This is a genomic window from Pseudomonas sp. AU12215, assembly GCF_001675465.2.
Classification (GTDB): domain Bacteria; phylum Pseudomonadota; class Gammaproteobacteria; order Pseudomonadales; family Pseudomonadaceae; genus Pseudomonas; species Pseudomonas nitroreducens.
Genome location: NZ_MACM02000008.1, coordinates 105,676 through 120,146, shown reverse-complemented (window position 1 = coordinate 120,146; position 14,471 = coordinate 105,676). Strand labels below are relative to the sequence as shown.

Genomic DNA, 14,471 nt, shown 5'->3' with positions numbered 1-14,471 from the left:
ATCAAACCGATATTCTCCAAAGGGCCCTCGCTGGGCGCGCGCCTGCTGGTGCTCGCCGTCCTGTCGGTCGCCTTGATGGTGGTCGATGCCCGCTTTGATTACCTGAAACCGGTACGCAGCCAGATGGGCCTCGTGCTGAGCCCCTTCTATGGCATCGCCGACATCCCGGTTCGAGCCTGGGAAGGCGTGCGCGACCAGTTCACCAGCCGCAGCGAACTGCTGGCCGAGAACGAGCGCCTGAAGGCCGAGCAGCTGCTGATGCAGCGCCGCCTGCAGAAGCTGGCCACCCTCACCGAACAGAACGTGCGCCTGCGCGAGTTGCTCAATTCCTCCGCGCTGGTCGACGACAAGGTGCTGGTGGGCGAGTTGATCGGTGTCGACCCGAACCCCTTCACCCAGCGCATCCTGATCGACAAGGGCGAGAAGGACGGCGTGTTCCAGGGCCAGCCGGTGCTCGATGCCAGCGGCCTGATGGGCCAGGTGGTCGAGGTGATGCCTTACACCGCGCGCGTCCTGCTGCTGACCGATACCACCCACAGCATTCCGGTGCAGGTGAACCGCAATGGCCTGCGCGCCATCGCCGTGGGCACCGGCAACCCGGAACGCCTGGAGCTGCGCTACGTCGCCGATACCGCCGACATCAAGGAAGGCGACCTGCTGGTGAGTTCCGGCCTGGGGCAGCGCTTCCCGGCCGGTTATCCGGTGGCGGTGGTGAAGGAAGTGCTGCACGACACCGGTGGGCCTTTCGCCACCATCCGTGCCGTGCCAACCGCCAAGATGAACCGCAGCCGCTATGTGCTGCTGGTCTTCAGCGACAGCCGGACGCCCGAACAGCGCGCCACCGATGCCGCCGAAGCCCAGGCCGAAGCCGACCGCAAGGCGGCCGAGTCCGGCGCGCCGGCCCAGCCTGCGCCCGGCGCTCCGGCCACCCAGCCACATGACAGTGCGCAGCCTGCCGCTCCTGCGGCTCCCGCCGCACAGCCTGCCCATCCGGCCGGCGCCAATGGCGCAGCGCCTGCCGCGCCTGGTGCGCCTGGTGCACCGGCGTCGCACCCCGATGCAAGGACCCGACGCTGATGGCGGGTCAGGGCTCGAACAATGGCTGGGCCATCTGGCTCACCCTGCTCCTGGCGCTGTTGCTGTCGGTGGCGCCCATGCCCAGTTTCATGGAGATCGGCCGCCCGCTGTGGCTGGCGATGTTCCTCACCTACTGGGTGCTCTACCTGCCGCACAAGGTCGGCATGCTGACTGCCTGGGTGCTGGGCGTTGCCGAAGACGTGCTCTACGGCAGCCTGCTGGGGCAGAACGCCCTGATCCTGAGCCTGATCATCTGCCTGGTGCTGTCGCTGCACCAGCGCCTGCGCATGTTCCCCATCTGGCAGCAGTGCCTGGTGTTGCTGGTGGTCTTCGGTCTCGCCCAGCTGGTCCAGCTGTGGATCAGCGCCCTGACCGGCAATCGCCCGCCGACCCTGGTGTTCCTGCTGCCGGCGCTGGTCAGCGCCTTGCTCTGGCCCTGGGTCTATACATTGCTGCGGGCCCTGCGGTTGCGCCTGAACATCAATTGATCGCCCCCTTGCGGGGGAATCGCCGGGCCGGCATTGAGCGGGCCCGCTTCGGAGTCCCTGATGGCCCAGCTGTACCTCGCCTCCAGTTCGCCGCGCCGCCGCGAGCTGCTCACCCAGATTGGCTTGCCATTCCACATAGTGCCTGCGTCGATTGACGAAACGCCCGAGTCCGGCGAGTCGGCGCATGCCTATGTCGAGCGCCTGGCGCGCAGCAAGGCCCTGGCCGGGCTGAACTTCCTCGCCCAGCGCGCCGATGTCTGCGTGCTGGGTGCCGATACCGCCGTGGTGCTGGATGGTCGCATCCTCGGCAAGCCGCTGGACCGCGACGACGCCCTGGCGACGCTTCAGGCCCTGTCCGGCCGCGAGCATGAGGTGCTGACTGCCGTGGCGGTGGCCGATCGCGACCGCTGCGAAGCACGCGTGGTCAGCAGTCGCGTGACCTTCCGCGAGATTTCCGCCGAGGAGGCCGAGCGTTACTGGGAAACCGGCGAGCCGCAGGACAAGGCGGGTGGCTATGCTATCCAGGGGCTCGCGGCAGTCTTCGTCAGCCGCGTCGAGGGCAGCTACAGCGCCGTGGTCGGCCTGCCCCTGTGTGAAACTGCGGCATTGCTGGCTGACTTCTCCATCCCTAGCTGGCAGTCTTGATCACGAAGTAGCGCTGGCACGACTCCGGGCGCGATAAGGAAGGGCGCATGAGCGAAGAGATCCTGATCAATATCACGCCGATGGAATCGCGCGTGGCGGTGGTGGAGAACGGCGTCCTGCAGGAGGTCCATGTCGAGCGCACGCTGCGCCGCGGGATCGTCGGCAACATCTACAAAGGCAAGGTCGTGCGCGTGCTGCCGGGCATGCAGGCGGCCTTCGTTGACGTCGGCCTGGAGCGTGCAGCCTTCATCCATGCCGCGGAGATTTCCACCCGCGAGGGCAGTGCGGTGGAGAGCATCGGCGCGCTGGTCCACGAAGGGCAGAGCCTGGTGGTGCAGGTCACCAAGGACCCCATCGGCACCAAGGGCGCACGGCTGACCACGCACCTGTCGATCCCTTCGCGCTACCTGGTCTACATGCCGCGCACCAGTCATGTCGGGATTTCCCTGAAGATCGAGGACGAACACGAGCGCGAGCGCCTAAAGCAGGTGGTCGCCAAGTGCGTCGAGGCCGAGGGCATCGTCGAGCGAGGTGGGTTTATCCTGCGCACCGCTGCCGAAGGCGCCGGCGAGGACGAGATCCTCGCCGATATCCGCTACCTGCGCCGCCTCTGGGACCAGATCGACGCGCAGATCCAGACTGTCGGCGCGCCGACGATGATCTACGAAGACCTCTCCCTGGCCCTGCGCACCCTGCGCGACCTGGTGAACCCGCGCATCGAGAAGATTCGCGTCGATTCCCGGGAGAACTTCCAGAAGATCACGCAGTTCGTCGAAGAGCTGATGCCGGAAATCGCCGACCGCCTGGAGCACTACCCGGGCGAGCGGCCGATCTTCGACCTCTACGGGGTCGAGGACGAGGTGCAGAAGGCGCTGGAGCGCAAGGTGCTGCTCAAGTCCGGCGGCTACCTGATCATCGACCCGACCGAGGCGATGACCACCATCGATGTGAACACCGGCGCCTTCGTCGGCCACCGCAATCTCGAAGAGACCATCTTCAAGACCAACCTCGAGGCGGCGACCGCCATCGCCCGCCAGCTGCGCCTGCGCAACCTGGGCGGGATCATCATCATCGATTTCATCGACATGGAAGACGAGGAGCACCGCCGCCAGGTCCTGCGGACCCTGGAGAAGCAGCTCGAACGTGATCATGCCAAGACCAACATCATCGGCATCACCGAGCTGGGCCTGGTGCAGATGACCCGCAAGCGCACCCGCGAAAGCCTGGTGCAGGTGCTCTGCGAGCCCTGCCCGAGCTGCCAGGGGCGCGGCATGCTGAAGACTGCCGAGACCATCTGTTACGAGATCTTCCGGGAAATCCTCCGTGAAGCGCGAGCCTACCAGGCCAATTCCTACCTGGTGCTGGCCAACCAGAAAGTGGTGGATCGCCTGCTCGACGAGGAGTCGGGCAACGTCGCGGACCTGGAGCTGTTCATTGGTCGCCCGATCAAGTTCCAGGTCGAGGCCATGTATTCCCAGGAGCAGTACGACGTGGTCCTGCTTTGAGCGGCGGCTCGCACATCGTGGAGATCCGCCGGCCGGCAGCTTTGCCATGGGGTTTTTTGGAGCTTTGCCTGACGCACACTGTCAGACCTGGTTCGACCTTGGATGGCTGGGAGGCCGCTCGATGACCCTTCGCTTCACCTCACAGGCAGCCGCCTGACATGGATCGCGCCGGCCGCCTGTTCGCCACCTCGCTGCGCATCGTCCTGGGCCTCCTGGCGCTGGGGCTGGTGCTGCTGGCTTTGTACGTCAGCCTTGGCCGGCAGTTGGTGCCGTTGGTGGCGGAGTACCGCGACGATCTGGCGCGCAAAGCCAGCGAGCAACTGGGCCTGCCGGTGGCTATTGGCGCCCTGGAAGGGCATTGGCGCGGGTTCAGCCCGATCATCGTGGTACGCGACATCCAACTGGGCGAAGGCACCGATTCGCTGCGCCTGGAGCGCGTGCGCCTGACCCCGGACATCCTCGGCAGCGTGATGGCGCGCCAGCCGCGCATCGACAGCCTGGAGCTGGAAGGCCTGCACCTGACCCTGCGCGAGGACGAGGACGGCAACTGGCACGCCGACGGCCTGCCCAGCCGTGGCGGCGACACCGACCCGCGCAAGCTCATGGACCTGCTGCTGACCCCACATCGCCTGTCGCTGATGGACAGCCAACTGACCGTACTGCCGCAACAGGCCAACCCGCTGTCGTTGAACTATGTCGGCATGACCCTGCGCAGCGGCAGCCGCCAGCGCCTGGAGGCACGCTTCAGCCTGCCCGGCGGCGAACCGGTGGCGGCGCAGCTGGAGGCCCGGCTGAACCGCGATGACTGGGCGAAGAGTTCGGCCCAGCTGTACCTGAGCCTGCCCCAGGCCGACTGGGCCAAGTGGCTGCCCGAGCGTCTCACTGGCGCCTGGAAGCTGTCCCACGCCAAGGCTGGCGGCGAATTCTGGGCGACCATCGACAAGGGCGTGCCGGTCTTCGCCGCAGCCCGCCTGAATGCCCCGAAGATCGACGCCGCGCTGGGCGACCGCAAGCCGGTGAGCCTGAGCGACCTGGGCGTCAGCCTGTTCTTCCAGCGCAACGGCGACGATTTCGATCTGCGTGTCGCCGATCTGGCAGCGAATTTCGGCGAAAGTCGTTGGGGCGAGGTGGAGTTGGAACTGACTCGCCGGATGAAGGGCGAGGAGCATTGGCAGCTGCGCGCCGACCGCCTCGACCTGACCCCGCTGGGACCGACCATCACAGCACTGGCACCGCTGCCGGACAAGGCCATCGAGTGGCTCGAAGGGCTGAAACCGCACGGTGTGTTGCACAACGTCAATTTCGATTACTGGCCGCAGCGCGAGGGCGCCGAGCGCGTCGCCTATGCCACCAACCTGGAGAAGGTCGGTGTCAGTGCCTTCCATGATGTGCCGGCCGTGGCCAACGTCGACGGCACCTTCCGCGGCAACCTTGGCGGCGGCACGCTGGACGCCAACGCCCAGGATTTCATGCTGCACCTGGCCACGCTGTTCCCCGAGCCCTGGCACTACCGCACCGCACGCACGCGGATGTTCTTCCAGTTCAACGACGAGGCCTTCACCCTAGGCAGCCACCTGATGCAGGTGGAGGGCGACGAGGGAACCATCGCCGGCGACATCCTGATACGCCTGATGCGCGACCCGGCGCAGGAAGACTACATGGACCTGCGCGTGGGGATGAGCAACGGCGATGCGCGCTACACCGGTAAATACCTGCCCACCGTCATCCCGCAGATGAGCAAGGATCTGGCTGCCTGGCTCAAAGGTTCAATCAAGAGTGGGCGCATCGAACAGGGCTATTTCCTCTGGCAAGGTTCGCTGCAGAAGGGCTCGGCGCCGGAAGCCCATGCCATGACCCTGTACTTCAAGGTCCATGACGGCGTGCTCGACTACCAGCCGGGCTGGCCCGGCCTGAGCAAGGCCGAGGGCGAGGTGCGCGTGGAGGACACCGGCGTCAGCATCAACGCAACCAGCGGGCAGATTCTCAACAGCCAGGTGCGCGATGTCTCGGTGGAGATTCCCCATTCCAACCCGGGGGAAGTCGCCCATCTGCATGTGGACGGCGATATCGACAGCAACCTCGTCGATGGCCTGAAGATCCTCCAGGACTCGCCCATCGGTGCGACGCACACTTTCGCCGGCTGGGAAGGCAAGGGCGACCTCAATGGCCACCTCAACCTCGACATTCCGCTGGCCAAGGGCGAGGCGAGCAAGGCGCGGGTGATCGTCGATTTCGACACCGACAAGGCGCAGCTGAAGATTGCCAAGCCTGAGCTGAACCTCGAACAGGTGAAGGGCAAGTTCCGCTACGACACCGACAGCGGCCTCAGCGGGCAGAACATCTCCGCTCAGGTGCTGGGTAGCCGTATCACCGGCAGCATTCGCGCCGAAGGCCGCAACGGCGCTCCGCGTACTCGGGTGCTGGTGGGTGGCCAGGTATCGGTGAAGACCCTGCTCGACTGGGGCAAGGTACAGAAACAGTTGCCGGTCGACGGCCGCGTGCCGTTCCAGCTCAACCTGCTGCTCGACGGCAAGGACAGCCAGCTGCAGGTCGCCTCGAACCTGCAAGGTGTCACCATCGATCTGCCGGCGCCGCTGGGCAAGGCCGCGCAGGAAACCCGCGAGAGCGAATGGCGCATGACCCTCGAGGGCGCCGAGCGACGCTACTGGGCAACCTACGGCGATCGCGCCAGCCTGGCTTACGCGGCTCCGGCGGACCAGCCGCTGGCCGGCCGTGGCGTGCTGCGCCTGGGTGGCGCCCCGGCCGTGCTGCCCAACTGGAATGGCGTCCAGGTGCGCGGCAAGATCGACGAAGTTGACGCCGACGCCTGGATGGCGGTCGCGAAGAAATACTCCAATACCGGGGTTGAGGGCGCCGCTGGCCTGCTGCGCGGCGCAGACCTGCAGATCGGTCGCTTCAAAGGCTTTGGCCAGACCCTGGAAAATCTCACGCTGGATGTGTTGCGTGTCGACAGCAGTTGGCAGGTTGGACTGGTCAGCTCGCTGGTCTCCGGCAAGGTCATCCTGCCCGACAGCAAGGTGAAGCCGATCCAGATCGCCCTGGACCGTCTCGACCTGCCCAAGGGCGAGGCCATCGATTCCGTGAAGGCAGTCGAGCAGCCTGACCCGCTGGCAAAGGTCGACCCGCGCAGCCTGCCGCCGATGGACGTGTCCATCCGCCAGGTCCTCAAGGCCGGGAAGCCGGTCGGTGCCTGGAGCTTCAACCTGCGCCCGACGCCTACCGGTGTTGGCTTCAACAATGTGAATCTGGACCTGCGTGGCCTGTCGGTGAAGGGCAGCCTGCGCTGGGATGGTCTTGAGGCGAGCGCGCGCAGCACCTTCCAGGGCAAGCTCGAGGGCAAGAACCTGGGCGACGTGCTGAAGGCCTGGGACTTCGCGCCCAGCGTGACCAGCGAGCGTTTCAACGTGGACATCAACGGCAACTGGCCGGGTTCGCCGGCGGCGCTGAACCTGCGGCGGTTCGGCGGTACCCTGGACGCCAGCCTGCGCAAGGGGCAATTCGTCGAAGTGGAGGGCGGAGCCAATGCCCTGCGGGTGTTCGGCCTGCTCAACTTCAACGCCATCAACCGCCGCCTGCGCCTGGACTTCTCCGACCTGCTGGGCAAGGGCCTGAGCTACGACCGGGTCAAGGGCGTGCTCACCGCCACCGATGGCGTCTACTTCACCCGCGAGCCGCTGCGTCTGGATGGACCGTCGAGCAACCTGGAACTCAACGGCACCCTGGACATGGCCCACGACGAGATCGACGCCAAGCTGCTGGTGACTCTGCCGGTGACCAACAACCTGCCGTTGGCGGCACTGATCGTCGGCGCTCCCGCCATTGGCGGCGCGCTGTTCGTGGTGGACAAGTTGCTGGGTGACAAGGTCGCACGCTTCGCCAGCGTGCAGTACAGCGTGAAGGGGCAATGGCAGAGCCCGACCATCACCTTCGAGAAACCCTTCGAAAAACCTCACTGAACCGGCGGCCAAGCACAATGCCCGGGCATCGGTTAGCATGAAAGCCAGGTATTCCCGGAGCTGACCATGTCCATCGCCGTCATCCAGATGGTCAGCCAGGACGATGTCCTGGCTAATCTTGCCACCGCCCGTCGCCTGCTGGAGCAGGCCGCCAACGGCGGCGCGCGCCTTGCCGTACTACCGGAAAACTTCGCCGCCATGGGGCGCCGAGACCTCGCGGACATCGGCCGCGCCGAAGCCCTTGGCGAAGGCCCGATCCTGCCCTGGTTGAAAAGCACCGCCCGCGACCTCAGGTTGTGGATAGTCGCCGGCACCCTGCCGTTGCCGCCGGAGAACCAGCCGGGAGCCAAGGCCAATGCCTGCTCGCTGCTGGTGGACGAGCGCGGTGAAGTGGCGGCGCGCTACGACAAGCTGCATCTGTTCGATGTGGACGTTGCTGATGCCCGTGGCCGCTATCGCGAGTCGGACGACTACGCCTTCGGCCAGCGCGTGGTGGTGGCGGATACGCCGGTCGGGCGGCTGGGGCTGACGGTCTGCTACGACCTGCGCTTCCCCGAACTGTATACCGCGCTGCGCGAAGCCGGCGCGGAGCTTATCAGTGCCCCTTCGGCATTCACCGCGGTGACTGGCGCTGCGCACTGGGAAATCCTCATCCGCGCCCGCGCCATCGAAACCCAGTGCTATGTACTGGCGGCTGGACAGGGCGGGACCCACCCCAACGGACGGGAAACCTGGGGCCAGTCGGCCATCGTCGACCCCTGGGGGCGTATCCTGGCCGAGCAGGCCAAGGGCGAGGCGGTGCTGCTGGCTGAGCGCGATAGCGAGGAACAGGCGGCGGTGCGGCAGCGCATGCCGATTGTCCGGCACAGAAGATTTTTCCCGTCGGTCGAACCGCGACCGGCGCGTACGGAGTGAATATGAGCGAACTGTTGTCATCCGTCAGCCAGCACCTGCTGGCCCCCGGTGGTCTGGATATCGACCAGCTGTCGCCGATCCTGCACGAGCTGAGCGGCCCCGGCATCGACGCCGCCGACCTGTACTTCCAGAGCCAGGTCTCCGAGTCCTGGATGCTCGAAGACGGCATCGTCAAGGAAGGCAGCTTCCACATGGACCAGGGTGTCGGCGTGCGCGCACAGTCCGGTGAGAAGACCGGCTTCGCCTACAGCAACGCGATCAACCACGAAGCGCTGATCCAGGCTGCCCGCGCTGCACGCTCGATCTCCCGAGCCGGGCAGAATGGCAAGGTGCAGGCGTTCAAGGCCGTGGTGCCGACCCGCCTGTATGCCGGCGAGAACCCGCTGGATGTGATGAGCCGCGCCGAGAAGGTAGAGCTGCTGCAGAAGATCGACGCCGCCACCCGCGCCCTTGATCCGCGCATCCAGCAGGTCACCGTCAGCCTCGCCGGTGTCTGGGACCAGGTACTGATCGCTGCGGCGGATGGTTCGCTGGCTGCGGACATCCGACCGCTGGTGCGTTTCAACGTCAGCGTCATCGTCGAGCAGAACGGCCGCCGTGAGCGCGGTGGGCATGGCGGCGGCGGTCGCACGGACTACAAGTACTTCCTGCAGGAAGACCGCGCCATGAGCTACGCGCGCGAGGCGCTGCGCCAGGCGCTGGTCAACCTGGAAGCGGTGCCCGCGCCGGCCGGCAGTCTGCCGGTGGTGATGGGCGCCGGTTGGTCCGGCGTGCTGCTGCACGAGGCCGTGGGCCACGGCCTGGAAGGCGACTTCAACCGCAAGGGCAGCTCGAACTACAGCGGTCGCATCGGCGAGAAGGTCGCTTCCAGCCTGTGCACCATCGTCGATGACGGCACCATCGCCGGCCGTCGCGGTTCGCTGTCGGTGGACGACGAAGGCACGCCGACCCACTGCAACGTGCTGATCGAGAACGGCATTCTCAAGGGCTACATGCAGGACAAGCTCAACGCCCGCCTGATGGGCGTGGCGCGCACCGGCAACGGTCGTCGCGAGTCCTACGCGCACCTGCCGATGCCGCGCATGACCAACACCTACATGCTGGCCGGGGAGAGCGATCCGCAGGAAATTATTGCCAGCGTCGAGCGTGGCATCTACTGCGCCAACCTTGGCGGCGGCCAGGTGGACATCACCAGCGGCAAGTTCGTCTTCGCCACCAGCGAGGCCTACCTGATCGAGAACGGCAAGATCACCCGCCCGGTGAAGGGCGCGACGCTGATCGGCAACGGCCCGGAAGTGATGAGCCGGGTGTCCATGGTCGGCAACGACCTGGCGCTGGACAGCGGCGTGGGAACCTGCGGCAAGGACGGCCAGTCCGTGCCGGTCGGTGTCGGCCAGCCGACCCTGAAGATCGACGCGATCACCGTTGGCGGCACGGGCGCCTGAGGCCGTTGCCCGTGAGGCTTGGAGAGAGGGACGCGGCTGCTCAGCGCAGGCCGCGTTTGAGCTCGTCCAGCTCGCGGATGTACTTGAAGATCTTCCGCGCCGCGGCCGGAGGCTTGTTGTGAGCGGCCTCGTGCTGGGCGTGGCGGATCAGCTGGAGCAGGTGCTGGCGGTCGCTTTCCGGGTATTCGCCGAAGAACGCGGACAGCGCTGCGTCACCGCCGGTGATCAGGTGGTCGCGCCAGCGCTCCAGGGCGTGGAAGCGTTCGTTGTACTGGCGGGTCGAGGTGTCTACCTGTTCCAGCAGGGCGAGGATGGCCTCGACGTCCTGGTCGCGCATCAGCTTGCCGATGAACTGCCGATGGCGTTTCTTGGCAGCGTTGGCCTTGTGCTTGGGTGCTTCTTCCAGCGCGCGGCGCAGCGGATCGGTCAGCGGCATGCGGTCGAGCATGTCGGCCTTGAGCGTCGTCAGGCGCTCGCCGAGCTCCTGCAGCGCGTGCATTTCGCGTTTTACTTGCGACTTGCTCTTCTCATCGAAGGACGAGTCGTCATCGTGAATTTCAGCCATGGCGGGGGTCTCTTTGAAAACGCCGCCATGATAACGAGTCAGGGGCCGCTTGTCCGGCCCGCGCCGGTTGCCGCCGCCTGATGGCGGGGCCGGAACATGAACAGGAGAGGCATGCAATGAGCGAACACAACCCGGCAGTGAGCCCGGAGGTCCTTCCCGAACTGCGCGAGCAGGTCGAGCGGATCATCGCCGAGGCTTCCCGGCAGGGCGCCAGCGCCTGCGAAGTGGCGGTGTCGGTGGAGCAGGGGCTGTCCACCTCGGTGCGCCAGGGTGAAGTCGAGACCGTCGAGTTCAATCGTGACCAGGGCTTCGGCATCACTCTTTACGTTGGCCAGCGCAAGGGCTCGGCGAGCACCTCGGCAACAGGCGCGGACGCCATCCGTGAAACCGTGGCGGCGGCGTTGGCGATTGCCAAGCATGCCTCCGAAGACGACTGCGCCGGCCTGGCGGACCCTGCGCTGATGGCGCGGGACCTGCCGGACCTGGATCTTTACCACGGCTGGTCGATCACCCCCGACCAGGCCATCGAGCGCGCGCTGGCCTGCGAGGCTGCCGCGTTCGCCACCGACAAGCGCGTCACCAAGGCCGACGGCACCACGCTGAACACTCATCAGGGCTGCCGCGTCTACGGCAACAGCCATGGCTTTGTCGGCGGCTATGCGAGCACCCGCCACAGCCTGAGTTGCGTGATGATCGCCGAAGGCGAAGGGCAGATGCAGCGCGACTACTGGTATGACGTTAACCGCCGTGGTGAGCTGCTGGCGACTCCCGAATCCATCGGCCGCCGTGCTGCCGAGCGAGCTGCCAGCCGGCTCGGCGCGCGCCCGGTGCCGACCGCCGGGGTGCCGGTGCTGTTTGCCCCGGAAGTCGCGGTCGGCCTGTTCGGCCACTTCCTCGGTGCCATCTCCGGCGGCAGTCTGTACCGCAAGTCTTCCTTCCTCGAAGGTGCGCTGGGGCAGCGACTGTTCCCGGAATGGCTGACCCTGGACGAACGCCCGCTGCTGCGCGGCGCGCTGGGCAGTGCCTCGTTCGACAACGACGGCCTGGCGACCTATGCCAAACCCTTCGTCGAAGGCGGCGAGCTGGTCTCCTATGTGCTCGGCACCTACTCCGGGCGCAAGTTGGGCATGCCCAGCACGGCCAACTCCGGCGGCGTGCACAACCTGTTCGTCAGCCATGGCGACGAGGACCAGGCCGCGCTGATCCGTCGCATGGGACGTGGCCTGCTGGTCACCGAGCTGATGGGGCAGGGCGTCAACCTGGTGACCGGCGATTACTCGCGTGGTGCCGGCGGTTACTGGGTGGAAAACGGCGAAATCCAGTTCCCGGTGCAGGAAGTCACCATCGCCGCCAACCTGCGCGACTTGTTCCGCAATATCGTCGCCATCGGCAACGATGTGGAGCATCGCGGCAACCTGCACACAGGCTCCGTCCTCATTGAAAAGATGATGGTCGCCGGCAACTGATCCACCCACCGCGGCCTTGCTGGCCGCGGCTTTCAGTCCTTCCCAAAGCCGTTCTCCAGACAGGCCGTCCAGCGCATTGCGTTCGGGCGGCTTGTTTTTTTGATTCTCACAAACAATAATCAATCTCATTATCGATTGAGGGATTGCCATGTTTGCCGAGATCGACAGCTCGCTCACCGATCGCTGGTACCGCCTGGGGACCCGCATCCGCTGCGCCTTGGAGCCGGATGAGCCGCGTCTGGTCGAGCAGTACCTGTGCGAGGCGCGTTACCTGGCGGCCTGGGAACCGGTGCCGGCTTGGCGCCTCTTCGAGAAGTGCTTCCAGTTGCTGCTCGACAGCAGCCGCGACATCGCACTGCCCTGGCACTGGCGGGTGCTCTGCCTGGATCACGCCTATCTCCCTCTACGCGAACTGCAACGCCTGGCGACCTCTACCGCCCAGCGCCAACGCCTGTGCCTGCTCGGCCGGCGGATGGCACAGCAGGAGATGGCGCCTTCCCTGAGACTGCAAGAAGGAATCGAGAATGACTGACAGCCGTATCGAACGCGACAGCATGGGCGAACTGGAGGTGCCGGTGGCGGCGCTCTACGGTGCCCAGACGCAGCGGGCGGTGAACAACTTCCCGGTGAGCGGCCAGCGCATGCCGCGTCCGTTCATCCGCGCGCTGCTGCTGGCCAAGGCCGCCGCGGCGCGGGCCAATGTCAGCCTGGAACAGCTGGACGCGGAAACCGGCGCTGCCATCGTCGCTGCCTGTGAGGAGTTGTTGGCGGGCGACCTGCAGCAACACTTCCCGGTGGATGTGTTCCAGACCGGCTCGGGTACCAGCTCGAACATGAACGCCAACGAGGTGGTTGCGACCCTCGCCGGCCGCCGCCTGGGAAAACCGGTCAACGCCAATGACCAGGTCAATTGCGGGCAGAGCAGCAACGACATCATCCCTTCGACCATCCACATCAGTGCGGCGGTAGAGATCCACCAGCACCTGCTGCCGGCCCTGGATCACCTGCACGCGACCCTGGAGAAGAAGGCCAAGTCCGTGCACTCGTACGTGAAGACCGGCCGCACTCATCTGATGGATGCCATGCCGGTGCGCCTGAGCCAGGTGCTTGGCGGGTGGGCGCAACAGGTGCGCCAGGCGTCTCTGGGCATAGAAGGGCAACTGCCGGCGTTGCAGCAACTGGCTCAGGGCGGCACTGCCGTCGGAACCGGCGTGAACGCTCACCCGCAGTTCCCCGCGCGCTTCTGCGAAGAGCTCAACGGACTGACCGGCCTGGCATTCCGCCCCGGTGATGATTTCTTCGCGTTGATCGGTGCTCAGGATATCGCCGTGGCCACCTCCGGCCAGCTCAAGGCGCTAGGCGTGGCGCTGATGAAGATCGCCAATGACCTGCGCTGGATGAACTCCGGCCCGCTGGCAGGCCTTGCCGAGATCGAGCTGGAGGCGCTGCAGCCGGGTTCCTCGATCATGCCGGGCAAGGTCAATCCGGTGATTCCGGAAGCCACTGCCATGGTCGCCGCCCAGGTCATGGGCAACGACACCACCATCGCCATTGCCGGGCAGTCGGGCAACTTCGAGCTCAACGTAATGCTGCCGGTGATCGCCGACAACCTGCTGCACAGCATCCACCTGCTGGCCAACGTCAGCCGTCTGCTGGCGGACAGGGCCATCGCCAGCTTCAAGGTCAACGAGGCGAGCCTGCGCGAGGCGCTGTCGCGCAACCCGATCCTGGTCACCGCGCTGAACCCGATCATCGGCTACCAGAAGGCCGCGGAGATCGCCAAGCAGGCTTACCGCGAAGGGCGGCCGATCATCGACGTCGCGCTGGAAAACACGGACCTGGACCGTGCCCGCCTCGAGCAACTGCTCAATCCCGAGAAGCTCACCGCCGGCGGACTCTGAGTCCGCCCCACCCGCTGGAGGAACCTGCCATGCGCCACTGGCAACGCACCATCGAACTGGGCAACCGCTGCTTCATTCGCAACGAGTTGATCGATGCCCGTGAGCACTACCTCCATGCGCTGGCGCTGGCCCAGGTCCTGCTGGACCGCTGGCACGACCCGGAGGAAGCCGTGATGGCGTTTGTCATCTCCCACCACAACCTCGGCGACCTGCACCTGCAACTGGGACAGCCGGAGGAAACCGCCGAGTACCTGTGCGCCTGCCACGAGCGCCTATTGGTATTAGGCGAAGACCTGCGCAAATGCTCGGATCTGCGTGTGGCCGCGGTGCAGCACAGCCGCCGTACCTACGTCGAACTGCTCAACTTCATTGGCGAGCACGGTACCTATCCGCGTACCCAGCGCCTGCTGCGTCGCCAAGGCGCGGTCGAGTTGCGCCCGGGGCTGTTCACTGCCGTTCAATCGATGCGCTACCACTGAAGAAGGTT

At 66.0% G+C, this 14,471-nt stretch carries 12 protein-coding genes; 11 read left to right on the top strand and 1 reads right to left on the bottom strand.

Annotated elements, in window-relative coordinates; genetic code table 11:
• Positions 1-9 precede the first annotated feature (9 nt).
• The 7 genes from mreC to tldD all read left to right on the top strand — a co-directional run bounded on the left by mreC (position 10) and on the right by tldD (position 10,052).
• Complete coding sequence (gene mreC, locus A9513_RS03020; RefSeq protein ID WP_083195968.1) at positions 10-1,077, top strand: rod shape-determining protein MreC; 1,068 nt, start codon at positions 10-12, stop codon at positions 1,075-1,077.
• Entirely contained in the window at positions 1,077-1,565 is a 489-nt protein-coding gene (gene mreD / locus A9513_RS03015) for a rod shape-determining protein MreD (RefSeq protein ID WP_024766558.1), read from the top strand. The genes mreC and mreD overlap by 1 nt, the downstream gene beginning before the upstream one ends.
• 60 nt (positions 1,566-1,625) lie before the next feature.
• Positions 1,626-2,210 carry a nucleoside triphosphate pyrophosphatase gene (locus A9513_RS03010; protein WP_024766557.1) on the top strand — a complete coding sequence of 195 codons (585 nt, stop codon included), beginning with the start codon at positions 1,626-1,628 and terminating at the stop codon, positions 2,208-2,210.
• 47 nt (positions 2,211-2,257) lie between these two features.
• A complete protein-coding gene (gene rng / locus A9513_RS03005) occupies positions 2,258-3,715 on the top strand; it encodes a ribonuclease G (RefSeq protein WP_045209573.1) in 1,458 nt (485 codons plus the stop codon).
• 158 nt (positions 3,716-3,873) lie between these two features.
• Positions 3,874-7,692, top strand: coding sequence for a YhdP family protein (locus A9513_RS03000; protein WP_065083925.1), 3,819 nt, complete (start codon positions 3,874-3,876; stop codon positions 7,690-7,692).
• A 66-nt stretch (positions 7,693-7,758) separates the two neighbouring features.
• A complete protein-coding gene (locus A9513_RS02995) occupies positions 7,759-8,607 on the top strand; it encodes a carbon-nitrogen hydrolase family protein (RefSeq protein ID WP_024766555.1) in 849 nt (282 codons plus the stop codon).
• A 2-nt stretch (positions 8,608-8,609) separates the two neighbouring features.
• Positions 8,610-10,052 carry a metalloprotease TldD gene (gene tldD, locus A9513_RS02990; RefSeq protein WP_024766554.1) on the top strand — a complete coding sequence of 481 codons (1,443 nt, stop codon included), beginning with the start codon at positions 8,610-8,612 and terminating at the stop codon, positions 10,050-10,052.
• Positions 10,053-10,092: 40 nt separating this feature from the next.
• Here the strand turns inward: tldD and yjgA are convergent, their stop codons facing one another.
• On the bottom strand, positions 10,093-10,617 hold the full coding sequence (gene yjgA / locus A9513_RS02985; protein WP_024766553.1) for a ribosome biogenesis factor YjgA: 525 nt from the start codon (positions 10,615-10,617) through the stop codon (positions 10,093-10,095).
• 116 nt (positions 10,618-10,733) lie between these two features.
• On the opposite strand from yjgA, the gene pmbA reads away from it, so the two are divergent.
• From pmbA to A9513_RS02965, 4 genes are all read left to right on the top strand, one after another.
• Complete coding sequence (gene pmbA / locus A9513_RS02980) at positions 10,734-12,083, top strand: metalloprotease PmbA (protein WP_065083924.1); 1,350 nt, start codon at positions 10,734-10,736, stop codon at positions 12,081-12,083.
• A 148-nt stretch (positions 12,084-12,231) separates the two neighbouring features.
• Positions 12,232-12,615, top strand: coding sequence for a hypothetical protein (locus A9513_RS02975; protein ID WP_024766552.1), 384 nt, complete (start codon positions 12,232-12,234; stop codon positions 12,613-12,615).
• A complete protein-coding gene (gene fumC, locus A9513_RS02970; RefSeq protein WP_065083923.1) occupies positions 12,608-13,984 on the top strand; it encodes a class II fumarate hydratase FumC in 1,377 nt (458 codons plus the stop codon). Before A9513_RS02975 ends, fumC begins: the two co-directional genes overlap by 8 nt.
• Before the next feature lie 29 nt (positions 13,985-14,013).
• Positions 14,014-14,463 carry a hypothetical protein gene (locus A9513_RS02965; protein ID WP_024766550.1) on the top strand — a complete coding sequence of 150 codons (450 nt, stop codon included), beginning with the start codon at positions 14,014-14,016 and terminating at the stop codon, positions 14,461-14,463.
• Positions 14,464-14,471 lie beyond the last annotated feature (8 nt).

Excerpts from the sequence above, each read along its gene's own strand:
- mreD (WP_024766558.1), top strand. The coding sequence starts at position 1,077 with ATGGCGGGTCAGGGCTCGAACAATGGCTGGGCCATCTGGCTCACCCTG.
- A9513_RS03010 (WP_024766557.1), top strand. The coding sequence starts at position 1,626 with ATGGCCCAGCTGTACCTCGCCTCCAGTTCGCCGCGCCGCCGCGAGCTG.
- rng (WP_045209573.1), top strand. The coding sequence starts at position 2,258 with ATGAGCGAAGAGATCCTGATCAATATCACGCCGATGGAATCGCGCGTG.
- A9513_RS03000 (WP_065083925.1), top strand. The coding sequence starts at position 3,874 with ATGGATCGCGCCGGCCGCCTGTTCGCCACCTCGCTGCGCATCGTCCTG.
- A9513_RS02995 (WP_024766555.1), top strand. The coding sequence starts at position 7,759 with ATGTCCATCGCCGTCATCCAGATGGTCAGCCAGGACGATGTCCTGGCT.
- tldD (WP_024766554.1), top strand. The coding sequence starts at position 8,610 with ATGAGCGAACTGTTGTCATCCGTCAGCCAGCACCTGCTGGCCCCCGGT.
- yjgA (WP_024766553.1), bottom strand. The coding sequence starts at position 10,617 with ATGGCTGAAATTCACGATGACGACTCGTCCTTCGATGAGAAGAGCAAG.
- pmbA (WP_065083924.1), top strand. The coding sequence starts at position 10,734 with ATGAGCGAACACAACCCGGCAGTGAGCCCGGAGGTCCTTCCCGAACTG.
- A9513_RS02975 (WP_024766552.1), top strand. The coding sequence starts at position 12,232 with ATGTTTGCCGAGATCGACAGCTCGCTCACCGATCGCTGGTACCGCCTG.
- fumC (WP_065083923.1), top strand. The coding sequence starts at position 12,608 with ATGACTGACAGCCGTATCGAACGCGACAGCATGGGCGAACTGGAGGTG.
- A9513_RS02965 (WP_024766550.1), top strand. The coding sequence starts at position 14,014 with ATGCGCCACTGGCAACGCACCATCGAACTGGGCAACCGCTGCTTCATT.